Origin of the sequence: Streptomyces aureocirculatus, from assembly GCF_000720475.1 — a bacterium.
Taxonomy (GTDB): domain Bacteria; phylum Actinomycetota; class Actinomycetes; order Streptomycetales; family Streptomycetaceae; genus Streptomyces; species Streptomyces aureocirculatus.
Genome location: NZ_JOAP01000021.1, coordinates 113,225 through 136,338 on the forward strand (window position 1 = coordinate 113,225; position 23,114 = coordinate 136,338).

At 70.3% G+C, this 23,114-nt stretch carries 18 protein-coding genes; 16 read left to right on the forward strand and 2 right to left on the reverse strand.

Annotated features, from left to right (window positions below; genetic code table 11):
• The first annotated feature begins 10 nt into the window (after nucleotides 1-10).
• The 14 genes from IG78_RS0120650 to recQ all read left to right on the forward strand — a co-directional run bounded on the left by IG78_RS0120650 (nucleotide 11) and on the right by recQ (nucleotide 18,147).
• Nucleotides 11-565, forward strand: coding sequence for a NuoB/complex I 20 kDa subunit family protein (locus IG78_RS0120650; protein WP_030565381.1), 555 nt, complete (start codon nucleotides 11-13; stop codon nucleotides 563-565).
• Entirely contained in the window at nucleotides 562-1,296 is a 735-nt protein-coding gene (locus tag IG78_RS0120655; RefSeq protein ID WP_030565384.1) for an NADH-quinone oxidoreductase subunit C, read from the forward strand. The genes IG78_RS0120650 and IG78_RS0120655 overlap by 4 nt, the downstream gene beginning before the upstream one ends.
• Nucleotides 1,296-2,630, forward strand: coding sequence for an NADH-quinone oxidoreductase subunit D (locus tag IG78_RS0120660; protein WP_030565386.1), 1,335 nt, complete (start codon nucleotides 1,296-1,298; stop codon nucleotides 2,628-2,630). Before IG78_RS0120655 ends, IG78_RS0120660 begins: the two co-directional genes overlap by 1 nt.
• The gene (gene nuoE, locus IG78_RS0120665) at nucleotides 2,627-3,484 is read left to right on the forward strand and encodes an NADH-quinone oxidoreductase subunit NuoE (RefSeq protein ID WP_030565388.1); all 858 of its coding nucleotides are present in this window, start codon (nucleotides 2,627-2,629) and stop codon (nucleotides 3,482-3,484) included. Before IG78_RS0120660 ends, nuoE begins: the two co-directional genes overlap by 4 nt.
• Nucleotides 3,484-4,854 (forward strand): NADH-quinone oxidoreductase subunit NuoF, encoded by a 1,371-nt coding sequence (nuoF, locus tag IG78_RS0120670; RefSeq protein ID WP_030565390.1) that lies wholly within the window; start codon nucleotides 3,484-3,486, stop codon nucleotides 4,852-4,854. Before nuoE ends, nuoF begins: the two co-directional genes overlap by 1 nt.
• Nucleotides 4,851-7,364 (forward strand): NADH-quinone oxidoreductase subunit G, encoded by a 2,514-nt coding sequence (locus IG78_RS0120675; RefSeq protein ID WP_030565391.1) that lies wholly within the window; start codon nucleotides 4,851-4,853, stop codon nucleotides 7,362-7,364. The genes nuoF and IG78_RS0120675 overlap by 4 nt, the downstream gene beginning before the upstream one ends.
• A complete protein-coding gene (nuoH, locus tag IG78_RS0120680; protein ID WP_030565393.1) occupies nucleotides 7,364-8,752 on the forward strand; it encodes an NADH-quinone oxidoreductase subunit NuoH in 1,389 nt (462 codons plus the stop codon). The genes IG78_RS0120675 and nuoH overlap by 1 nt, the downstream gene beginning before the upstream one ends.
• Nucleotides 8,745-9,527 (forward strand): NADH-quinone oxidoreductase subunit NuoI, encoded by a 783-nt coding sequence (gene nuoI, locus IG78_RS0120685; protein WP_225882126.1) that lies wholly within the window; start codon nucleotides 8,745-8,747, stop codon nucleotides 9,525-9,527. The genes nuoH and nuoI overlap by 8 nt, the downstream gene beginning before the upstream one ends.
• Nucleotides 9,524-10,414: an NADH-quinone oxidoreductase subunit J gene (locus tag IG78_RS0120690; RefSeq protein WP_030565396.1), complete on the forward strand. Its 891-nt coding sequence runs from the start codon at nucleotides 9,524-9,526 to the stop codon at nucleotides 10,412-10,414. Before nuoI ends, IG78_RS0120690 begins: the two co-directional genes overlap by 4 nt.
• Nucleotides 10,411-10,710, forward strand: a complete 300-nt coding sequence (nuoK, locus tag IG78_RS0120695; protein ID WP_030565398.1) for an NADH-quinone oxidoreductase subunit NuoK — start codon at nucleotides 10,411-10,413, stop codon at nucleotides 10,708-10,710. The genes IG78_RS0120690 and nuoK overlap by 4 nt, the downstream gene beginning before the upstream one ends.
• Nucleotides 10,711-10,725: 15 nt before the next feature.
• The gene (gene nuoL / locus IG78_RS0120700) at nucleotides 10,726-12,678 is read left to right on the forward strand and encodes an NADH-quinone oxidoreductase subunit L (RefSeq protein WP_030565400.1); all 1,953 of its coding nucleotides are present in this window, start codon (nucleotides 10,726-10,728) and stop codon (nucleotides 12,676-12,678) included.
• 5 nt (nucleotides 12,679-12,683) lie between these two features.
• Nucleotides 12,684-14,255, forward strand: a complete 1,572-nt coding sequence (locus IG78_RS0120705; RefSeq protein WP_030565402.1) for an NADH-quinone oxidoreductase subunit M — start codon at nucleotides 12,684-12,686, stop codon at nucleotides 14,253-14,255.
• Entirely contained in the window at nucleotides 14,252-15,901 is a 1,650-nt protein-coding gene (gene nuoN, locus IG78_RS0120710) for an NADH-quinone oxidoreductase subunit NuoN (RefSeq protein WP_030565405.1), read from the forward strand. The genes IG78_RS0120705 and nuoN overlap by 4 nt, the downstream gene beginning before the upstream one ends.
• Nucleotides 15,902-16,248: 347 nt before the next feature.
• Nucleotides 16,249-18,147 (forward strand): DNA helicase RecQ, encoded by a 1,899-nt coding sequence (gene recQ / locus IG78_RS0120715; protein WP_031128961.1) that lies wholly within the window; start codon nucleotides 16,249-16,251, stop codon nucleotides 18,145-18,147.
• Between the two features lie 128 nt (nucleotides 18,148-18,275).
• Here recQ and fahA read toward each other — a convergent pair whose 3' ends face one another.
• On the reverse strand, nucleotides 18,276-19,550 hold the full coding sequence (gene fahA, locus IG78_RS0120720; protein ID WP_030565409.1) for a fumarylacetoacetase: 1,275 nt from the start codon (nucleotides 19,548-19,550) through the stop codon (nucleotides 18,276-18,278).
• Nucleotides 19,551-19,901: 351 nt separating this feature from the next.
• Between fahA and IG78_RS0120725 the strand changes: the two genes are divergently transcribed.
• Nucleotides 19,902-21,125 (forward strand): FAD-dependent oxidoreductase, encoded by a 1,224-nt coding sequence (locus IG78_RS0120725; RefSeq protein ID WP_051852806.1) that lies wholly within the window; start codon nucleotides 19,902-19,904, stop codon nucleotides 21,123-21,125.
• A gap of 102 nt (nucleotides 21,126-21,227) precedes the next feature.
• Here the strand turns inward: IG78_RS0120725 and IG78_RS0120730 are convergent, their stop codons facing one another.
• The gene (locus IG78_RS0120730; RefSeq protein WP_031128959.1) at nucleotides 21,228-21,740 is read right to left on the reverse strand and encodes a MarR family winged helix-turn-helix transcriptional regulator; all 513 of its coding nucleotides are present in this window, start codon (nucleotides 21,738-21,740) and stop codon (nucleotides 21,228-21,230) included.
• 76 nt (nucleotides 21,741-21,816) lie between these two features.
• Here IG78_RS0120730 and IG78_RS0120735 point away from each other — a divergent pair, with 76 nt between their 5' ends.
• Entirely contained in the window at nucleotides 21,817-22,959 is a 1,143-nt protein-coding gene (locus tag IG78_RS0120735) for a questin oxidase family protein (protein WP_030565415.1), read from the forward strand.
• Nucleotides 22,960-23,114 lie beyond the last annotated feature (155 nt).

Consider the following 23,114-nt stretch of genomic DNA (forward strand, 5'->3'; position numbering starts at 1 on the left):
GCCACTGAGCATGGGACTCGAAGAGAAACTGCCGAGCGGATTCCTGCTGACCACCGTCGAGCAGGCCGCCGGGTGGGTGCGCAAGTCATCCGTCTTTCCCGCCACGTTCGGACTCGCGTGCTGCGCCATCGAGATGATGACGACCGGCGCCGGACGCTATGACCTGGCGCGCTTCGGTATGGAGGTCTTCCGCGGCTCGCCGCGGCAGGCGGATCTGATGATCGTCGCCGGACGTGTGAGCCAGAAGATGGCGCCCGTCCTGCGCCAGGTCTACGACCAGATGCCCAACCCCAAGTGGGTCATCTCCATGGGGGTCTGCGCATCGTCGGGCGGGATGTTCAACAATTACGCGATTGTGCAGGGTGTGGACCATGTCGTCCCGGTCGACATCTATTTGCCCGGTTGTCCGCCCCGGCCCGAGATGCTGCTGGACGCGATCCTCAAGCTGCACCAGAAGATCCAGTCCTCCAAGCTCGGCGTGAACGCGGAAGAAGCGGCCCGAGAGGCGGAGGAAGCGGCCCTCAAGGCGCTCCCCACCATTGAGATGAAGGGGCTGCTGCGGTGACCGAGAAGCACCCGAACGGCGAGGGCGAGCACCTCGACGGCACCGGCGTGCCGTCGCCGCGCGACACCTCGGGCGAGGTCATCGGCGTACGCAGGGGGATGTTCGGCGCCGACGACGGCGGCGACACCTCCGGCTACGGCGGCCTCGTCCGCACCATCACGCTGCCGGGCGCCTCCTCGCGCCCCTACGGCGGTTGGTTCGACGAGGTCGCCGACGAACTCGAAGGGGCCCTGGAGGAACAGGGACTCGTCCCCGAGAACGCCATCGAGAAGACCGTCGTCGACCGCGGCGAGCTCACCTTCCACATCGCGCGCGAGCACCTCGTCCGGGTCGCCCGCACCCTGCGCGACGACCCCGCGCTGCGCTTCGAGCTGTGCACCGGCGTCAGCGGGGTGCACTTCCTCGGTGACAAGGGCCGCGAGCTGCACGCCGTCTACCACCTGCGCTCGATCACCCACAACCGCCTGATCCGGCTCGAGGTCAGCGCCCCGGACGCCGACCCGCACGTCCCCTCGCTGGTCGCCGTCTACCCGACGAACGACTGGCACGAGCGCGAGACGTACGACTTCTTCGGCCTGGTCTTCGACGGCCACCCGGCGCTCACGCGGATCATGATGCCGGACGACTGGCAGGGCTTCCCGCAGCGCAAGGACTACCCACTCGGCGGCATCCCCGTCGAGTACAAGGGCGCCCAGATCCCGGCTCCGGACCAGCGGAGGTCGTACAGCTAATGAGCACTCCTTCTGCCTCCGCCTCTGCCTCGGCACGCGAGACCACCGAAGGGACCGTCTACACGGTCACCGGCGGTGACTGGGACGAGGTCGTCCAGTCCGCGGCCAAAGCCGACGACGAGCGCATCATCGTCAACATGGGCCCCCAGCACCCCTCCACGCACGGCGTGCTCCGGCTCATCCTGGAGATCGAGGGCGAGACGGTCTCCGAGGCCCGCTGCGGCATCGGCTATCTGCACACGGGCATCGAGAAGAACCTCGAGTACCGCACCTGGACCCAGGGCACCACGTTCGTCACGCGCATGGACTATCTGACGCCGTTCTTCAACGAGACGGCGTACTGCCTGGGCGTGGAGAAGCTGCTCGGCATCGAGGACCGGATCCCCGACCGCGCGACGATCCTGCGCGTGCTCCTGATGGAGCTGAACCGGATGTCCTCGCACCTGGTGTGCATCGCCACCGGCGGCATGGAACTCGGCGCCACGACGATCATGATCTACGGCTTCCGTGATCGTGAACTGATTCTCGACATCTACGAGCTGATCACCGGCCTGCGCATGAACCACGCGTTCATCCGGCCCGGTGGACTCGCCCAGGACCTGCCCCCGGGCGCGGTGGACCAGATCCGCGAGTTCGTGAAGAAGATGCACAAGAACCTCCCGGAGTACGACAAGCTCGCCACCGGGAACCCCATCTTCAAGGCCCGCATGCAGGACGTCGGCCACCTCGACCTGGCCGGCTGCATGGCCCTCGGCGCGACAGGACCCGTGCTCCGCTCCGCGGGACTCCCGCACGACCTGCGCAAGGCACAGCCCTACTGCGGCTACGAGACGTACGACTTCGACGTCCCCACGGCCGACACCTGTGACTCCTACGGACGGTTCCTGATCCGCCTGGAGGAGATGCGGCAGTCGCTGCGCATCGTCGAGCAGTGCCTGGACCGGCTCGAGCCGGGGCCGGTCATGGTCGCCGACAAGAAGATCGCCTGGCCCGCCCAGTTGTCCCTCGGCCCCGACGGCCTCGGCAACTCGCTCGACCACATCAAGAAGATCATGGGCACCTCCATGGAGGCCCTGATCCACCACTTCAAGCTGGTGACGGAAGGCTTCCGGGTGCCGCCCGGCCAAGCCTACGCCGCCGTGGAGTCGCCCAAGGGCGAACTGGGCGTGCACGTCGTCTCCGACGGCGGCACCCGCCCCTACCGGGTCCACTTCCGGGACCCGTCCTTCACCAATCTGCAGGCCATGGCGGCGATGTGCGAGGGCGGCCAGGTCGCCGACGTCATCGTCGCCGTCGCGTCCATCGACCCCGTGATGGGAGGCGTCGACCGGTGACCACCAGTTCCCCCGAGGGCGTCAGCCTGGGCATGCCCCAACTGCCCCCGCAGGCCTACCCGGCCGACGTCCGCGCCCGCCTGGAGGCCGACGCGCGCGAGGTCGTCGCCCGCTACCCGGACTCCCGCTCGGCGCTCCTGCCGCTGCTGCACCTGGTGCAGTCGGAGGAGGGCCATGTGACGCGCACCGGCATGCGGTTCTGCGCGGACGTGCTCGGTCTGACCACCGCGGAGGTGACGGCGGTCGCGACCTTCTACACCATGTACCGCCGCAAGCCCTCCGGTGACTACCAGGTCGGCGTCTGCACCAACACGCTGTGCGCCGTCATGGGCGGCGACGCCATCTTCGAGGCACTCCAGGAGCACCTGGGCGTCGGCAACGGCGGCACCACCGAGGACGGGAAGGTGACGCTTGAGCACATCGAGTGCAACGCCGCCTGCGACTTCGCTCCCGTGGTGATGGTCAACTGGGAGTTCTTCGACAACCAGACGCCGGGCAGCGCCAAGCGTCTCGTCGACGACCTGCGCGCGGGAGCACCGGTCGAACCGACCCGCGGCGCCCCCCTGTGCACCTTCAAGGAGACGGCCCGGATCCTCGCGGGCTTCCCCGACGAGCGCGCCGGCGCCGTCGAGGCGAGCGGCGGCGCGGGCCCCGCCTCGCTGATCGGGCTGCGCCTGGCCAAGGGCGAGGCACCGCCCGCACGAGTGGTCCACCCGCGCGCGGGCGGACCCGAGGAGAGCCAGCCGCACGACCCGTCGCCCAGTGAGCACCTCAGCTCGCACGACGCGCCGCAGCAGACCTCGGCTTCCGACCCGGCCCACCCGGCCGGTCCGTCCGCCGAGGAGGGGGAGTGATGACGTTGGCCGCCGAGATCGACAACGAGACCAGCCCGGAGAAGCTCCTCGCACCGGTGCTCTCCGCCTTCTGGGACGACGAGAAGTCCTGGACCCTCGACACCTACCGCCGCCACGACGGCTACGAAGGGCTGCGCAAGGCCCTCGCGATGGCGCCCGACGACCTGATCGCCTATGTGAAGGACTCGGGCCTGCGCGGCCGCGGCGGCGCGGGCTTCCCGACCGGGATGAAGTGGCAGTTCATCCCCCAGGGCGACGGCAAACCGCACTATCTGGTTGTCAACGCCGACGAGTCGGAGCCAGGGACCTGCAAGGACATCCCGCTCCTCTTCGCGAACCCGCACAGCCTCATCGAGGGCATCGTGATCGCCTGCTACGCGATCCGTTCCGCGCATGCGTTCATCTACGTGCGTGGTGAAGTCGTCCCCGTGCTGCGACGTTTGCACGAGGCCGTTCGTGAGGCCTACGCGGCGGGCTACCTCGGCGAGAACATCCTGGGCAGCGGACTCGACCTGGAACTCACCGTGCACGCGGGCGCGGGCGCGTACATCTGCGGTGAGGAGACCGCGCTGCTCGACTCGCTCGAAGGCCGCCGTGGCCAGCCGCGACTCCGTCCCCCTTTCCCTGCGGTCGCGGGCCTCTACGCGTGCCCCACTGTTGTCAACAACGTCGAGTCCATCGCCTCGGTTCCCGCGATCCTCAATCGGGGGAAAGACTGGTTCAAGTCGATGGGCAGCGAGAAGTCGCCCGGCTTCACGCTGTATTCGCTCAGCGGGCACGTGACCTCACCCGGCCAGTACGAGGCGCCGCTCGGCATCACGCTGCGCCAACTGCTCGACATGAGCGGCGGCATGCGGGCCGGGCACCGGCTGAAGTTCTGGACGCCGGGCGGCTCCTCGACGCCGATGTTCACCGACGAGCACCTCGACGTGCCGCTCGACTACGAGGGCGTGGGCGCCGCCGGATCGATGCTCGGCACCAAGGCCCTGCAGTGCTTCGACGAGACGACCTGCGTGGTGCGGGCCGTGACCCGCTGGACCGAGTTCTACGCCCACGAGTCCTGCGGCAAGTGCACGCCCTGCCGCGAAGGGACGTACTGGCTCGTGCAGTTGCTGCGCGACATCGAGGCGGGCAAGGGCGTCATGTCCGACCTCGACAAGCTGAACGACATCGCCGACAACATCAACGGCAAGTCCTTCTGCGCCCTCGGAGACGGCGCCGCCTCACCCATCTTCTCCTCGCTCAAGTACTTCCGCGAGGAGTACGAGCAGCACATCACCGGCAGGGGCTGCCCCTTCGACCCCGCCAAGTCCACGCTCTGGGCCGACCGGAGCGGCAGGACCGACACGCACACGGAGGTGAACGCATGACAGTGTCCACCAGCAGCGCTCCCTCCGGAGGCGGGGAGGCGGCGGCTGCGCCGGAAGACCTGGTCTCACTGACGATCGACGGCATCGAGATCAGCGTCCCCAAGGGCACGCTGGTGATCCGCGCCGCCGAACTCCTCGGCATCGAGATCCCGCGCTTCTGCGACCACCCGCTCCTCGACCCCGCGGGCGCCTGCCGGCAGTGCATCGTGGAGGTCGAGGGCCAGCGCAAGCCGATGGCCTCCTGCACCATCACGTGCACGGACGGCATGGTGGTGAAGTCGCAGCTCACGTCGCCCGTCGCGGAGAAGTCGCAGCGGGGCGTGATGGAGCTGCTCCTCATCAACCACCCGCTGGACTGCCCGGTCTGCGACAAGGGCGGCGAGTGCCCGCTGCAGAACCAGGCGATGCAGGTCGGCGACTCGGACACCCGCTTCGAGGGCAAGAAGCGCACGTTCGAGAAGCCGGTGCCGATCTCCACGCAGGTGCTGCTCGACCGTGAGCGGTGCGTGCTGTGCGCGCGCTGCACCCGCTTCTCCAACCAGATCGCGGGCGACCCGATGATCGAGCTCCTGGAGCGCGGGGCGCTCCAGCAGGTCGGCACCGGCGACGGCGACCCCTTCGAGTCGTACTTCTCCGGCAACACCATCCAGATCTGCCCGGTGGGCGCCCTCACCTCGGCGGCGTACCGGTTCCGGTCGCGCCCGTTCGACCTGGTGTCGTCGCCCTCGGTGTGCGAGCACTGCGCCGGCGGCTGCGCCACGCGTACGGACCACCGGCGCGGCAAGGTCATGCGGCGGCTCGCGCAGAACGACCCCGAGGTCAACGAGGAGTGGATCTGTGACAAGGGGCGCTTCGGCTTCCGGTACGCGCAGAAGCCGGACCGGCTCACCACGCCGCTGGTGCGCGACGCCGACTCCGGTGAACTGGTCCCCGCGTCCTGGCCCGAGGCCCTGGAGGCGGCGGCCAGGGGGCTCGCGGCCGCGCGCGGGCGCGCCGGTGTGCTGACCGGCGGGCGCCTCACCCTGGAGGACGCCTACGCGTACAGCAAGTACGCGCGCGTGGCGCTCGACACCAACGACATCGACTTCCGCGCGCGCGTGCACTCCAGCGAGGAGGCCGACTTCCTCGCGGCACGCGTCGCCGGACGCGGCCGTGACCTCGACGGCGACGGCGTCACGTACGCCGCCCTTGAGCAGGCCCCCGCCGTGCTGCTCGCAGGTATCGAGGCGGAGGAGGAGGCGCCCGGCGTCTTCCTGCGCCTGCGCAAGGCCTGGCGCAAGCACGGCCAGCGCACCTACGCGCTCGCCCCGTACGCGACCCGCGGTCTGGAGAAGGCCGGCGGCACGCTGCTCGCTGCCGCGCCCGGCACCGAGACGGAGTGGCTCGACGCGCTCGCGGCGAACGTAGGCCTGGCCGACGACGGTGCCGGGGCCGCCGAGGCGCTGCGTTCCGAAGGCGCCGTGATCGTCGTCGGTGAACGGCTCGCGGCCGTCCCCGGCGCGCTCACGGCCGTCGTACGGACGGCTTCCGCGACCGGCGCCCGACTGGTGTGGATCCCGCGCCGAGCGGGTGAGCGCGCGGCGATCGAAGCCGGTGCGATGCCGTCGCTGCTGCCCGGCGGCCGACCCGCGACCGACCCGCGCGCCCGTGAGCAGGTCGCCACCGCCTGGTCGGTCGCCGAACTCCCGCACCGCTACGGCCGCGACACCGGCCAGATCATCGAAGCCGCCGCGACCGGCGAACTGAGCGCCCTGCTCGTCGCGGGCGTGGAGGTCGCCGACCTGCCCGACCCGGCACGCGCGCGTGCGGCACTCGACGAGGTCGGCTTCCTGGTCTCCCTGGAGCTGCGGCCGAGCGAGGTGACGGAACGTGCCGACGTGGTGCTTCCGGTGGCCGCCGTCGCCGAGAAGCCGGGCACCTTCCTCAACTGGGAAGGCAGGGCCCGGCTCTTCGAGGCCGCGCTCAAGCCGGACCAGATGACCCGCAGGCTCGCCCCGAGCGACGCCCGCGTCCTGCACATGCTGGCCGACGCGGGCGACATCCACCTCGGCCTGCCGGACCTGCTCACCGTCCGGCGCGAGCTGGACCGCCTCGGAGGCTGGGACGGCCCGCACGCCACCGAGCCCCTGGAGACCGGTTCGCACCCGCCGCGGCCCGCCGCCGGTGAGGCCGTCCTCGCGGGGCACCGGCTGCTGCTCGACCAGGGCCGCCTCCAGGAGGGCGACGACGCGCTCGCAGGTACCCGGCACGCGGCGGCGGCCCGGCTGTCCGCGGCCACCGCGGCCGAGGCGGGCGTCAAGGACGGCGACCTGCTCGCCGTCACCGGCCTCGCGGGCGCGACGACGCTGCCGCTGCTCGTCACCCAGATGCCCGACCGTGTGGTCTGGCTCCCCCTGAACTCGTCCGGGGGCGGCGTCACGTCGGACACCGGCGCCCGCCCCGGCGACCTCGTCCGCATCGGCCCGGCCGTCCTGCCGGGGCCCGCCGGGGCCACGGAGGTGACGTCGTGATGCTTCAGGCAGTGCACACCGCGCAGAGCGCGGTACCCCTGGCGGCCGAAGACCTGTCGATGTTCGGCAGGGACCCCTGGTGGCTCGTCGTCATCAAGGCCGTCTTCTGCTTCGCGTTCCTGATGATCACTGTGCTGTTCTCCATCGTGTGGGAGCGCAAGGTCGTCGCCTGGATGCAGTTGCGCATCGGCCCGAACCGGCACGGCCCCTGGGGCATGCTCCAGTCCCTCGCGGACGGCATCAAGCTGATGCTCAAGGAGGATCTGATCGTCAAGCGCGCGGACAAGGTCGTCTACGTCCTCGCGCCGATCGTCGCCGCCATCCCGGCGTTCATGGCGATCGCGGTGATCCCCTTCGGGCCCGCGGGCAACGAAGTGTCGATCTTCGGACACCGCACCACGATGCAGCTCACCGACCTGCCGATCGCGATGCTCTACATCCTCGCGGTCGCCTCCGTCGGCATCTACGGCATCGTCCTCGCGGGCTGGAGCTCCGGCTCGACGTACCCGCTGCTCGGCGGACTGCGCTCGTGCGCGCAGATGATCTCGTACGAGATCGCCATGGGCGCCGCGTTCGCCTCGGTGTTCCTGTACTCCGGGTCGATGTCGACGTCGCGGATCGTCGAGGCGCAGGAGGGCCGCTGGTACGTCCTGCTGCTCCCGGTGTCGTTCCTGATCTACATCGTGACGATGATCGGGGAGACCAACCGGGCGCCGTTCGACATGCCGGAGTCCGAGGGCGACCTCGTGGGCGGCTTCAACACCGAGTACTCGTCGATCAAGTTCGCGATGTTCATGCTCGCCGAGTACGTCAACATGGTCACCGTCTCGGCCGTCTCCGTGACGCTGTTCCTGGGAGGCTGGCGGGCCCCGTGGCCGGTGAGCACCTTCTGGGAGGGCGCGAACCACGGCTGGTGGCCGATGGCCTGGTTCATCCTCAAGGTGCAACTGCTCCTGTTCTTCTTCATCTGGCTGCGCGGCACCCTCCCACGCGTCCGCTACGACCAGTTGATGAAGCTCGGCTGGAAGGTCCTCATCCCCGTCTCCGTGGTCTGGCTGATGCTCGTCGCCACCGTCCGGGCGCTGCGCAACGAGGACTACGACTTCAGCGAGATCGCGCTCTACGTAGGCGGCGGTGTACTCGCCCTGTTGCTGCTCTCCGTGCTCGTGGACGTCTTCCGCGACAAACGCGAGAAGGACGCGGCCGCGGCCGCCCCGCCCGCCGAAGCCGGTGCCTTCGACCCGATGGCCGGTGGCTTCCCGGTGCCGCCGCTGCCCGGACAGACCCTGCCGCCCGTGCCGCGTCGACGCCCACGCCACGAGCGGGAGTTGATTGTCAGTGGTGGGCCCGATACTCAAAGTGACGGAAAGGAGGCGTCCGATGGCTGAGCAGCCGAACATGCCGGACCGGCCGAAGCGCTCACAGCTTCCCGAGCAACAGGAGGCGGTCGACCCGCAGCAGTCGAACCAGTCGGATCAGGGGTTCCAGAACCCCGTCGCGGGCTTCGGCGTGACCTTCAAGGCCATGTTCAAGAAGCGGCTCACCGAGCAGTATCCGGAGCAGCAGAAGACCACTGCTCCCCGCTTCCACGGCCGGCACCAGCTCAACCGCCATCCGGACGGCCTGGAGAAGTGCATCGGCTGTGAGCTGTGCGCCTGGGCCTGTCCCGCGGACGCCATCTATGTGGAGGGCGCGGACAACACCGAGGAGGAGCGCTACTCCCCGGGCGAGCGGTACGGCCGCGTCTATCAGATCAACTACGCCCGCTGCATCTTCTGCGGACTGTGCATCGAGGCGTGCCCCACGCGCGCGTTGACGATGACGAACGAGTTCGAGCTCGCCGACAGCAGCCGGGCGAACCTGATCTACACCAAGGAGCAACTCCTCGCCGGCCTCGAAGAAGGCATGGTCGAATCGCCGCACGCGATCTTCCCGGGCATGGACGAGGGCGACTACTACCGGGGCCTTGTCACCGAGGCCGCCCCCGGCACGACCCCTCAGCCCGCCCTCTCCCGCGGCGAGAAGCCGGCCTCCGAAGTGACCGTCCCCGAGGGCGTCGGACCCGAGCCGACCGCCGCCGCACAGGCCGGGCCCGCGAGGGCGGCCTCGGGGAGCGCTCCGGCGGCCGAGCGGCCCGCACGGGACCGGGGGGTGGGCGAATGACCGCCCTCGCGGCCTACACCACCTCCACGGGCGAGGCCTTCCAGTTCTGGGTGCTCGGCACGGTCGCCGTGATCGGCGCGCTGTGCACGATCCTGATGAGGAAGGCGGTGCACAGCGCGCTCTGCCTGGCCGGAACCATGATCATCCTCGCGGTGTTCTACCTGGCCAACGGCGCCTACTTCCTGGGCATCGTGCAGATCGTGGTCTACACCGGCGCGATCATGATGCTGTTCCTCTTCGTGGTCATGCTCGTCGGCGTCACCGCCGCCGACTCGCTGAAGGAGACCATCAAGGGCCAGCGCTGGCTGGCCGCGGTGTGCGGATTCGGCTTCGCCCTGCTGCTGTTCGCGGGTATCGGCAACGCCTCCCTGAAGGACTTCGAAGGCCTGGCCAAGGCCAACGAGGGCGGCAACGTGGAGGGCCTCGCGACCCTCATCTTCACGAAGTACGTCTTCGCCTTCGAGATCACTGGCGCGCTGCTCATCACGGCGACGGTGGGCGCGATGGTCCTCACCCACCGCGAGCGCACGGAGCGTGCCAAGACCCAGCGGGAACTGGCCGAGGAGCGCGTGCGCGAGGGCAAGCACCTGCCGCCGCTGCCCGCCCCGGGTGTGTACGCCCGGCACAACGCGGTGGACATCGCGGGCCTGCTCCCCGACGGCACGCCGTCGGAGCTCACGGTCAACAGGACGCTGCGTGAGCGCGGCCAGATCCGCGACGTGTCCACCGAGGCACTGAACGACCTGCGGGCCCTCGAGCAGCGCGCCACGGACCGCTTGGAACGCCCGGACCTGCGGCGTACGGACCCCGGCCGGAACGGCGACGGCGACTCCGGGGCCGAACACGCCGCCGCCGCGGGCGAGCAGACCGAGGAGGCGTCGAAGTGAATCCGGTCAACTACCTGTACCTGGCGGCTCTGTTGTTCGCCATCGGGGCCAGCGGCGTACTGATCAGGCGGAACGCGATCGTCGTCTTCATGTGCATCGAGCTGATGCTGAACGCCTGCAATCTGGCGTTCGTCGCGTTCTCCCGGCTGCACGGCAATCTGGACGGCCAGATCATCGCCTTCTTCACGATGGTCGTCGCCGCCGCCGAAGTCGTGGTCGGGCTCGCGATCATCGTGTCGCTGTTCCGCTCCCGTCACTCGGCCTCGGTCGACGACGCCAGCCTGATGAAGCTGTAAGGGGTCGTTAGCACCGTGAACACAGAGAACTTGATTGCGCTGCTCGTGGCGGCGCCTCTGCTCGGAGCGGTCGTCCTGCTGTGCGGCGGCCGGCGCCTGGACCGGGTGGGGCACTGGATCGGCACGCTGCTCTCGGCCCTGTCCTTCGTGATCGGCCTGGTCCTCTTCACCGACATGCTCGGCAAGGGCGCCGAGGACCGCTCGCTGCACCAGCACCTGTTCAGTTGGATTCCCGTCGAGGGCTTCCAGGCCGACGTCGCCTTCCAGCTCGACCAGTTGTCGATGACGTTCGTCCTGCTGATCTCCGGCGTCGGCACGCTGATCCACCTGTACTCGATCGGGTACATGGAGCACGACGAGCGCCGCCGCCGCTTCTTCGGCTATCTGAACCTGTTCCTCGCGGCGATGCTCCTCCTCGTCCTCGCCGACAACTACCTGCTCCTGTACGTCGGCTGGGAGGGCGTCGGGCTCGCCTCGTACCTCCTGATCGGCTTCTGGCAGCACAAGCCCAGCGCGGCCACGGCGGCCAAGAAGGCCTTCCTGGTCAACCGGGTCGGCGACATGGGTCTGTCCATCGCCATCATGCTGATGTTCACCACGTTCGGGACGTTCGCCTTCGGGCCCGTCCTGGAGGCCTCCGAGGGGACGAGCGAGGGCAAGCTCACGGCGATCGGCCTGATGCTGCTGCTCGCGGCGTGCGGCAAGTCCGCGCAGGTGCCGCTGCAGTCCTGGCTCGGGGACGCGATGGAGGGCCCGACCCCGGTCTCGGCCCTGATCCACGCGGCGACGATGGTCACCGCCGGTGTCTATCTCATCGTCCGCTCCGGAGCCATCTTCAACGGCGCCCCGGACGCACAACTTGCCGTCACCGTCGTGGGCGCCGTGACGCTCCTCTTCGGTGCGATCGTCGGTTGTGCGAAGGACGACATCAAGAAGGCGCTCGCCGGTTCGACGATGTCGCAGATCGGCTACATGATCCTGGCCGCGGGCCTGGGCCCGATCGGCTATGTCTTCGCGATCATGCACCTGGTGACGCACGGCTTCTTCAAGGCCGGGCTCTTCCTCGGCGCGGGTTCGGTCATGCACGGCATGAACGACGAGGTCGACATGCGCAAGTACGGCGGCCTCAGGAAGTACATGCCGGTGACGTTCGTGACCTTCGGTCTCGGCTATCTCGCGATCATCGGCTTCCCCGGTCTGTCCGGCTTCTTCTCCAAGGACAAGATCATCGAGGCGGCGTTCGCCAAGGGCGGCACGGAGGGCTGGATCCTCGGCTCGGTGGCGCTCCTGGGCGCGGCCATCACGGCGTACTACATGACGCGAGTGATGCTCCTGACCTTCTTCGGAGAGGAGCGGTGGCGGCACCGCGCGACGGCTTCCCCGGAGCAGCCGAGCGCCGAGCCCGCCGCCGAGACACGCGGCCAACACTCCGAGCCGCATCCGCACGAGTCGCCCAGGTCCATGACGATCCCGATGATCCTGCTCGCCGTGGGATCGGTGTTCGCGGGTGGCTTCTTCAGCATCGGCGACCGCTTCACGCACTGGCTGGAGCCCGTCACGCACCACGACCACGGCGACTCCCCGCTGAGCGCCGCCACGGTCACGGGCGCCACCATGGTGGTCCTGGTCGTCGGTGTGACCCTGGCCTGGTTCCAGTACGGCCGCCGCCCGGTCCCCGCCGTCGCCCCGCGCGGCTCGCTGCTCACCCGCGCGGCCCGCCGGGACCTGCTCCAGGACGACTTCAACCACGTGGTCCTGGTGCGCGGCGGCGAACACCTCACACGCTCCCTGGTGTACGTCGACCACACCCTGGTGGACGGCGTGGTCAACGGCACGGCGGCCTCGGTCGGCGGGCTCTCCGGGCGGCTGCGGAAGCTGCAGAACGGCTACGCACGCAGTTACGCGGTCTCGATGTTCGGCGGCGCGGCGGTCCTCATCGTCGCGACGCTGCTGATGAGGGCGGTCTGATACCGATGTCCTTTCCTCTGCTCACAGCGACGGCCGCGCTCCCCGCGGTCGGCGCGATCGTCACGGCGGCCGTCCCGGCCGCGCGGCGGACCGCCGCCAAATGGCTCGCGCTGCTCTTCTCAGTGGCCACGCTCGCGCTGGCCGTCGTGGTCGCCGTCCGGTTCGACCCTGACGGCGACCGCTATCAACTGACCGAGTCGCGTTCCTGGATCGCGGACTTCGGAGTGCGGTACGAACTCGGCGTCGACGGCATCGGCGTCGCCCTGATCGCGCTCACCGCCCTCCTGATCCCGTTCATCATCCTGGCGGGATGGCACGACGCCGATCCCCTGGAGACCAAGTCGTCGCGTTGGCGGCCCACGCAAGGCTTCTTCGCCCTGATCCTGGCCGTCGAAGCGATGGTGATCATCTCCTTCGAGGCCACCGACGTCTTCCTCTTCTACATCTTCTTCGAAGCCATGCTCATCCCGATGTACTTCCTCATCGGCGGCTTCGGAGACCGCGCCCACGCGGGCAGCGACGAGAAGGCCTCGGCGCAGCGCTCGTACGCGGCCGTGAAGTTCCTGCTCTACAACCTGGCCGGCGGCCTCATCATGCTGGCGGCCGTGATCGGGCTCTACGTAGTCGCCGGGAACTTCTCGCTCCAGGAGATCGCCGAAGCGCGGGCCAACGGTTCGCTGGACATGGCGACCAACACCGAGCGCTGGCTGTTCCTCGGCTTCTTCTTCGCCTTCGCGGTGAAGGCCCCGCTGTGGCCGCTGCACACCTGGCTGCCGAACGCCATGGGCGAGGCCACGGCCCCGGTCGCCGTACTGATCACGGCGGTGGTCGACAAGGTCGGCACGTTCGCGATGCTGCGGTTCTGCCTCGGGCTCTTCCCCGAGGCCAGCAAGTGGGCGACGCCGGCGATCCTGGTGCTCGCCCTGATCAGCATCATCTACGGCGCGCTGCTCGCGGTCGGCCAGCGCGACATCAAGCGCCTGGTGGCGTACGCGTCGATCTCGCACTTCGGGTTCATCATCCTCGGCATCTTCGCGATGACGTCCCAGGGGCAGTCCGGCGCCACGCTCTACATGGTCAACCACGGCATCTCCACAGCCGCCCTGATGCTGGTCGCAGGCTTCCTCATCTCGCGCCGGGGCTCGCGTCTGATCGCGGACTACGGAGGGGTGCAGAAGGTGGCGCCGGTGCTCGCGGGCACCTTCCTGATCGGCGGCCTCGCCACGCTGTCGCTGCCGGGGCTCGCGCCGTTCGTGAGTGAGTTCCTGGTCCTGGCGGGCACCTTCGCGCGCTATCCGGCGGTCGGGATCATCGCGACCTTCGGCATCGTGCTCGCCGCGCTCTACACCCTCGTCCTCTATCAGCGGACGATGACCGGGCCCGTGAAGCCGGAGGTCGCGTCGATGCCCGACCTGAAGGTTCGCGAACTGGCCGTGGTGGCCCCGCTGATCGCGCTCCTGATCGTCCTCGGCGTCTACCCGAAGCCGGTGACCGACCTGGTGAACCCGGCGGTCGAGCACACCATGTCCGACGTCCAGAAGAAGGACCCCAAGCCCGAGGTGGAGGCCGCCAAGTGAGTGCGACAGCCGTCCACAGCCTGTGGACAACGGCGGCCGACCCGATCGACAAGATCGACGCGCCGAAGATCGAGTACGGCCAGTTGGCGCCGACCCTGATCGTCATCGGCGCCGCCGTACTCGGAGTGCTCATCGAAGCCTTCGTGCCGCGCAAGTTCCGCTACTACGCCCAGTTGTTCGTGTCCGTCGTCGCGCTGGCCGCCGCCTTCGCCGCGGTCGTCGCCCTCGCGGCCGGTGACTACGGCACCACGAAGGCCAGGATCGCGGCGATGGGCGCGATCGCGGTCGACGGCCCCGCCCTGTTCCTGCAGGGCACCATTCTGCTCACAGGCCTTGTCGCGATCTTCACCTTCGCGGAGCGCAGGCTAGACCCGGTGGCGCACGGCAACCGCGTCGACTCCTTCGTCGCGCAGGCCGGAGCCGTCCCCGGCAGCGCCGGTGAACAGGCCGCCACCAAGGCCGGGTTCACCACCACCGAGGTGTTCCCGCTGGCACTGTTCGCCATCGGCGGCATGCTGGTCTTCCCCGCGGCGAACGACCTGCTGACCCTCTTCATCGCCCTGGAAGTCTTCTCGCTGCCGCTGTACCTGCTGTGCGCCCTGGCGCGCCGCAAGCGGCTCATGTCGCAGGAAGCGGCCGTGAAGTACTTCCTCCTCGGCGCCTTCGCCTCCGCGTTCACGCTGTTCGGCATCGCGCTGATCTACGGCTACGCGGGCTCCGTGTCGTACGGCACGGTCGCGAAGGTCGTCGACGGCACGATCACCAGCGTCGACCCGGCCCTCGCGGGCACCATGGGCAATGACGCGCTGCTCCTGATCGGCGCCGCGATGATCGTCATGGGCCTGCTCTTCAAGGTGGGCGCGGTGCCGTTCCACATGTGGACGCCCGACGTCTACCAGGGCGCGCCCACGCCGGTCACAGGCTTCATGGCGGCGGCGACGAAGGTGGCCGCGTTCGGCGCCCTCCTGCGTCTCCTGTACGTGGTCCTTCCGGGCCTGCGCTGGGACTGGAGGCCGGTGATGATCGGCGTGGCCGTGGTCACGATGCTGGGCGGCGCGATCGTCGCCATCACCCAGACCGACATCAAGCGGCTCCTCGCCTACTCCTCGATCGCCCACGCGGGTTTCATCCTCGCGGGTGTCATCGCGACCACGGAGGAGGGCATCTCGTCGGTGCTGTTCTATCTGGCCGCGTACTCGTTCGTGACGATCGGCGCCTTCGCGGTGGTCACGCTGGTACGGGACGCGGGCGGCGAGGCGACGCACCTGTCCAAGTGGGCGGGGCTCGGTCGCCGCTCCCCCTTGGTCGCCGCGGTGTTCGCCGTCTTTCTGCTCGCCTTCGCGGGCATCCCGCTGACCTCCGGGTTCTCCGGAAAGTTCGCCGTGTTCAAGGCGGCGGCCGACGGCGGCGCGGGCGCCCTGGTCGTGGTCGGTGTGATCTCGTCCGCGATCGCCGCGTTCTTCTACATCCGCGTGATCGTCCTGATGTTCTTCAGCGAGCCGAAGGCGGACGGCCCTACGGTCGCCGTGCCGTCGCCGCTGACCATGACGGCGATCGGGGTCGGGGTGGCGGTGACGCTGGTGCTCGGTGTGGCGCCGCAGTACTTCCTCGACCTGGCAGGACAGGCGGGAGTCTTCGTCCGGTAGGCCGCTACAACGAGATCTCGGCTCGGGGCATCGGCCCCGCAGAGCCTGTACGCGTACGGTGCCGCCCGGCACCCCGGATCCACGGGGGTGCCGGGCGGTGGCGCATTCATCACACCGCGGGGGTGAGCCTGTGGATAACTTCGAGGCCTGTCGGCGCGGACCCCTATCGTGGACGCAGTGGTGGAAGCACGCGGTGGTCGAGGCGTGACGTACGGGGCTGGGCGAGGCAGGGGATCGGTGGCATGACTGACATGGAAGAGGGCGCGCGTCCGTTCGCGGACCCTTTCGAGGACCCGTTCGGTGAGCCGTTCGGGGAAGAGGATCCGTTCGCGGGCGAGGACCCGTTCATGGGCGGGCAGACGTCCCCGGCGGCGGGCTCGGGCGGCCGGGCGGCCCCCGGCGTCGCCGCGGCGAGCGGCACCGCCCTCGAGACCCTGCACCGCGTGTTCGGCTATGACTCCTTCCGCGGCGAGCAGGAAGCGATCATCGACCATGTGGTCTCGGGCGGCGACGCCGTGGTCCTCATGCCGACCGGCGGCGGAAAGTCCCTGTGCTATCAGATCCCCGCCCTGGTAAGGCCGGGTACGGGTGTCGTGGTCTCCCCCCTCATCGCCCTGATGCAGGACCAGGTGGACGCGTTGCGGGCGCTGGGCGTGCGCGCCGGGTTCATGAACTCCACGCAGGACTTCGACGAGCGCCGGGTCGTGGAGGCCGAGCTGCTCGCGGGCGAGCTCGACGTGCTCTATCTGGCACCGGAGCGGCTGCGCCTCGGCACCACGCTCGACCTGCTCTCGCGGGCCAGGATCTCCGTCTTCGCCATCGACGAGGCGCACTGCGTGGCGCAGTGGGGGCACGACTTCCGTCCCGACTACCTGTCCCTGTCCGTCCTCGGCGAGCGCTGGCCGGACGTGCCGCGCATCGCCCTGACGGCGACGGCCACGGACGCCACCCACCGGGAGATCATCCAGCGCCTGGCCATGCCGGACGCCAAGCAGTTCGTGGCGAGCTTCGACCGGCCGAACATCCAGTACCGCATCGTGCCCAAGGCCGACCCCAAGAAGCAGCTCCTCGCCTTCCTGAAAGAGGAGCACGAGGGCGACGCGGGCATCGTCTACTGCCTCTCGCGCAACGCCGTGGAGCGGACCGCCGAGTTCCTCTGTGCCCAGGGCATCGAGGCGGTGCCGTATCACGCGGGTCTCGACAGCGGGACGCGCGCGCTGCACCAGTCGCGGTTCCTGCGGGAGGACGGCCTGGTGGTGGTGGCCACGATCGCCTTCGGCATGGGCATCGACAAGCCGGACGTCCGCTTCGTCGCCCACCTCGACCTGCCCAAGTCGGTGGAGGGGTACTACCAGGAGACGGGTCGCGCCGGCCGCGACGGCATGCCCTCCACGGCCTGGATGGCGTACGGCCTTCAGGACGTCGTCCAGCAGCGCAAGCTGATCCAGGGCAGTGAGGGCGACGAGGCGTTCCGGCGCAGAGCCGCCGCCCATCTGGACGCGATGCTGGCGCTCTGCGAGACAGTCCAGTGCCGCCGCGCCCAGCTCCTGACCTACTTCGGCCAGGACCCCACGGCCGAGTCCTGCGGCAACTGCGACACCTGCCTCACCCCGCCGGAGACCTGGGACGGCACGGTGGCCGCGCAGAAGGTCCTGTCGACGATCGTGCGGCTCCAGCGGGAGCGCGGCCAGAAGTTCGGCGCGGGCCAGATCATCGACATCCTGCTAGGCCGCAGAACCGCCAAGATCATCCAGTTCGACCACGACCAGTTGTCGGTCTTCGGCATCGGCGAGGAGCTGGGTGAGGGCGAATGGCGGGGCGTGGTGCGGCAGTTGCTGGCCCAGGGCCTCCTCGCCGTCGAGGGTGAGTACGGCACGCTGGTGCTCACCGAGGCGAGCGGCTCCGTCCTCGGCCGGCAGCGTGAGGTGCCGCTGCGCAAGGAGCCCAAGAAGGCGGCGGTCGCCCGGTCCGCGGCGAAGGGCGAGCGCAAGGCGCGGGCGGCCGCGGCGGTGGCGGAGCTGCCCGAGGAAGCTGTGCCGGTGTTCGAGGCGCTGCGGGCGTGGCGGGCTGCGCAGGCACGTGAGCAGGGGGTTCCGGCTTACGTCATCTTCCATGACGCGACGCTGCGGGAGATCGCGACGGCACGGCCCGGTTCGGTGGCGGAGCTCGGGGGGATCGGCGGGGTCGGCGAGAAGAAGTTGGCGACGTACGGGGAGGGTGTGCTTGAGGTGTTGGCGGAGGCGTAGGCCTTTGGGGGGGCGCTCCTCAGTCCCGCCCCTTCACCGAAACCGGGGCTCCGCCCCAGACCCCGCTCCTCAATCGCCGGAGGAGCTGATTCGCAGCCCCTCCGGCGATTGAGGAGCCCGCGAGGGCCTCAGCCCGTCGCAGGCGTGATGCGGCCGGTGACCTCGCCGAGCCCCACCCGGGTGGCGTCCGGACCGGGGGCCCAGGCGGTCATCGTGACGACGTCGCCGTCCTCGAGGAACGTGCGCTTGCCGTCGGGGAGCTCCAAGGGGTCACGCCCGTTCCAGGTCAGCTCGATGAGGGAGCCGAACTGCTCGGGGGAGGGGCCGCTCACGGTGCCGGAGCCGTAGAGGTCGCCGGTGCGCAGGGAGGCGCCGTTGGCGGTCATGTGGGCGAGCTGCTGCGCGGCGGTCCAGTAGACGGTGGAGAAGGGGGGTTCGGAGATGACGTGACCGTTGAGGGACACGGTGATGCGGAGGTCATAGCCACCGGGCTCGTCCGCGACGGACCCGGCGGGCCCGGAGCCGGCGGTGGAGCCGGTGGTGTCGTCCAGATAGGGCAGCAGGGGCTCGGTGCGCTCGGGCGGGGTGACGCGGGCGGCGTCCAGGGCCTCGAGCGGGGTGACCCAGGCCGAGACGGAGGTGGCGAAGGACTTGCCGAGGAACGGGCCGAGCGGGACGTACTCCCAGGCCTGCAGGTCACGGGCCGACCAGTCGTTGAGGAGGCAGAGACCGAAGACGTGCTCGCGGAAGTCGGCGAGCGGTACGGGGGTACCGAGCGTGGAGGGGGCGCCGACGACGAAGCCGACCTCCGCCTCGATGTCGAGCTTGACCGAGGGGCCGAAGACGGGCGCCGTGTCCGTGGGCGTCTTGCGCTGACCGGTGGGGCGCACCACGTCCGTGCCGGAGACCACGACGGTGCCGGAGCGGCCGTGGTAACCGATGGGCAGGTGCTTCCAGTTGGGGGTGAGCGGGGTCGGCGCGTCCGGGCGGAACATCCGGCCCAGGTTCGACGCGTGGTGCTCGGAGGCGTAGAAGTCGACGTAGTCCGCGACCTCGAAGGGCAGGTGCAGGGTGACGTCGGTCAGGGGGTGGAGCAGCGGGCGGACGACGTCGCGGTGTGCGGGGACCGTCACCCAGGCGGTGAGGGCCCGGCGGACATCGCTCCAGGTGCGGCGTCCCGCGGCGAGCAACGGGCCCAGGGTGGGCTGGGCGAGCAGCGAGACGTAGGGCGAGCCGAGGGCGGCGGCGGCCGCTCCCGCGTCGAGGACGTACGAGCCGAGCCGGACACCGACCCGCCGTCCTTCCGAGGCGGCGGACCCGGCCGGGGTGAAGACCCCGTAGGGAAGATTGTGCGGGCCGAAGGGGTCACCCTCGGGGAGGTCGAGCGGGTTCTGCTCGGACATGCGTGCCTGCCTCGCTTTCCAATCTGGGTGCACCACACGTTACGTGGGAAGCCGCGGTTGGGGCAGTGCCTAAAGAGTTCGCAATGTCCGGACACAGGTCGAGTGGAACTTCCCGTTCCCGCCTAGCTTCCCTGGCGGACCGACCGCCGCGGCAGCACGAGCACGAAGTGAGGGTGCGCCGTGCGACGGCACGCGTACATGACGTCCCGGGGGAGGGACTTCGTGAATCAGCCGAACCGACCGGAGCCATCGCACCGACACGAGTCATCGCACCGACCGGAGCCATCGCGCCGACCGGAGTCATCGCACCGACACGAGCCATCGCACCGACCGGAGCGACCGGGCCGGTCCGTGGTCGTCATAGGTGCCGGGCCGTACGGTCTGTCCACCGCCGCGCATCTGCGGGCCCGGGGCATGCCGGTGCGCGTGTTCGGGGAACCCATGGCGAGTTGGCGGGAGCACATGCCCGTGGGCATGCTCCTCAAATCGACGCCCGCCGCGTCGAACATCGACGCGCCGCACCGCGGGCACACCCTCCTCGACTACTGCGACGCCGCGGGCCTGCCGCGGATGGCCACGGACGAGGACATCGTCCCGGCCGAGACGTTCGCCGGGTACGGGCAGTGGTTCCAGGAGGAGCTCATACCCGACCTGGAGCGGGTGCGGGTGGTGTCCGTCGACCAGCGTCCCGGCGGGGGCTTCGAGCTGAAGCTGGACTCCGGGGAGCAGCTCGCGGCCCGCGCGGTCGTGGTCGCCACCGGCCTGACAGGGCTGGAGCGACTGCCGTCCGAGCTGGCCGCGGCCGTGCCGGACGGACCCTCGCCCGCGGGACCCGTGTCGCACAGCGCGCAGCACCACGACCTCACGCGCTACGCGGGCTGCGAACTGCTCGTCGTCGGCGCGGGGCAGTCCGCCCTGGAGACCGCGGTGCTCGCGGCGGAGGCGGGCGCGCGTGTGCGGGTCGTCGCCCGCGGCCGGGGCTCCGTGGCGTTCGGCGGGGCGCCGTGGGACCAGCCGAGACTGCGCCCGGAGTCGCCCTTCGGCCGGGCCTGGTCGCTGTACGTGCTGAGCCGGTACGCCGAGGGCTTCCGTCATCTGCCCGCCCCGGCGCGGCACTTCCTCACCCGCCGCGTCCTCGGCCCGCTCGGCGCCTGGTGGCTCCAGGAGCGGTACGAGGGGAAGGTGGAGACCCGCGAGGTGCGGCGCGTCGTCACGGCGGAGACGCGCGGGGGCCGCCCGGTCCTCACCGTCGAGACCCTGGACCGCCGCCCTCAGATGCTCGCCGCCGACCATGTCGTCGCCGCGACGGGGTACCGCGTCGACCTCGCCGCCCTCAGCTTCCTCGGCCACGGTCTGCGCGCCCGCCTCGCCGTCAGCCGCGGCACGCCCATGCTGGGCGCGGGCTATGCCTCTTCGATGCCGGGCCTGTACTTCACGGGCGTGCTGGCCGGGTCCTCGTACGGCCCGGTGATGCGGTTCGTGTGCGGCACGGAGTTCGCCTCACCGCGGCTCGCGGGGCACTTGGCGGCGGCGTACGGACAGGTGCCGTGTGATGTGCGGAGGCGTTCCGTGTGATGTGCGGAGGCCGTCCCGCTGGGGCCGGCTTGTGTCTGTGCGACGTGCCGGGGACGCGGACGGTTCCGTACGAGGGGAGGGCCGCCGCACCCCGGTGCGCCCTCAGCCCTGAACCTCCCGTACCTCCCGCACCCATGCCCTGAGCCCCGCCACGAACCCCTCCCGGTGCTCGGCGGGGAGTCCCGCGAGCGCGCGCAGGAGCGGTTCGCCCCGGCGGACGACGAACGATTCGAGCAGCGGGCGGTACTCCTCGACCAGGGAGACGAGGACCCGGCGGCGGTTGGTCTCGTCCGGGGTGCGCGTGACGATGCCTGCCCGTGCCAGGCCGCCGACCAGCTCGCTCGCGGTGGGCAGGGAGACCTGTAGCCGCGCGGCGATGCCGCCGACCGTCAGCGGTGCGTCGGCCGCGAGGAGTTGGGGGAGCACGGCGCCGTGGCGCGGGGTCAGGCCCTCGCTCTCCATCGCCGTACGCAGTTGCTCGGGCATCAGCTCGCTCACCATCGCGCCGCGGAAGTAGGGCTCGAGCAGTGGCACGAGGCCCACGATCCGGATCTCGTCGGCGGTGGGGCTCCCGGGGTGCCCGGGCGGCCGCCCGGGCTCTTGCGCGCTCTGCATGCCGCGAGTGTAGTTTGTTTGGAGTTCCAAACTGTTCGGATAAGCGAAGTGTTCTCTTACGGAAGGTGTGTGCGGCATGCCGTCGATCAGCTACCACGACGCCGTCAACGACGCATTGGAACGACTCGAAGACCTCGGCTACGAACGCGGAGTCGGTGTCGACCTCGCCAATCACGGCCCGATGGGGGCCGAGGCGGTCGCGGTGCTCGGGCACGGTGACGAGGTCGCCCGCTGGGTCCGTCGCTACCGGCGCGCGCTCGATCACCACGAGCCCCCGGCGGCGCGCTTCGCCCTCGACCCCGCCGACGAGACGTCGTGGCGGCCCGCCCTGGGGGACTTCGGCCGCGCCGGTGACTGGGAGGAGTTGTTCGCGCGCGAACTCGCCGACGCTTCCTGGCGCGATGTCCTCGCGCGCTGGTGGCCGCGGCTGCTCCCCGGCCTGTTCGCCGGTCTGACGCACGGCCTGATCCGGACGGCGCACGCGGTGCGCGGTCTGGACGCGGCCGGGGACGCCCCGACCCGGTTGCAGCTCGATGAGCTGGCCAGGGGGCTCGCGTACTGGGCCGCGCGCCACCACGAGCTGCCCGGCGCCCCCGCCCTGCGCGGCCCCCGCACCGTGCCCGCGGCCGTCGCGGCGCTGCCGCGCGTACCCCTGGACGGTCCGCGCGGCCCGGCCGTCGCCCGCGGCCGCCTCGACGCCCTCGACCGACTGCCCGGTTACACCGACTCGTTGGGGTGGCTCGCGCCGCACCCGGCGGCGCGCCTGCTCAGCGACATGACGTTGCAGTTCGCCGACGTCTACCTGGGACACCCCGAGGTCTTCCCGGTCCCGCTCGTCCACGGCGTCACCGCACCCGCCGCCGCGCGGCTCGTCCTGCCGCACCTGCCGCCAGAGCTGTACGAGCCGACGCTCGCCAAGCTGTGGCAGGTACAGGCGGCCTTCCTGCTCGCCTTCACCACGGACCGCGGGGACGAGGGCACGACGGCTCGGCGGACCGGGCCGGACGGGACGCCACCGCTCGACGAACTCGGCGCCCGCGCCGTCGAGCACGGCGACGAACACGTCATCAAGTTCACGGAAGCCTGCCTGCGGGAGTACGCGCTGCGCCCCGACCCCCGCTACCCGGCGGCCGCGTATGCCGCGCAGTGCCGCATTCCGCGGCTGGCGGAGGGGGGTGGGGTGGGGGCCGTGGCCGCGGCCGCGGGGGCTGCGGACTAGGGCCTGTCGTCAAACTCCCTCCGTCGCCCGGAGGGCGGCCCCGCGGCGTCAGGCGCGTGCTCTCGGCGTGCCGGGCGCAGGCCCTCGTACTGGACGTACTTGGGGCTGTGCCCGGTGCGGCGAGAGGGCGTGCATGGCGTCGCGGGGCAGGAGGG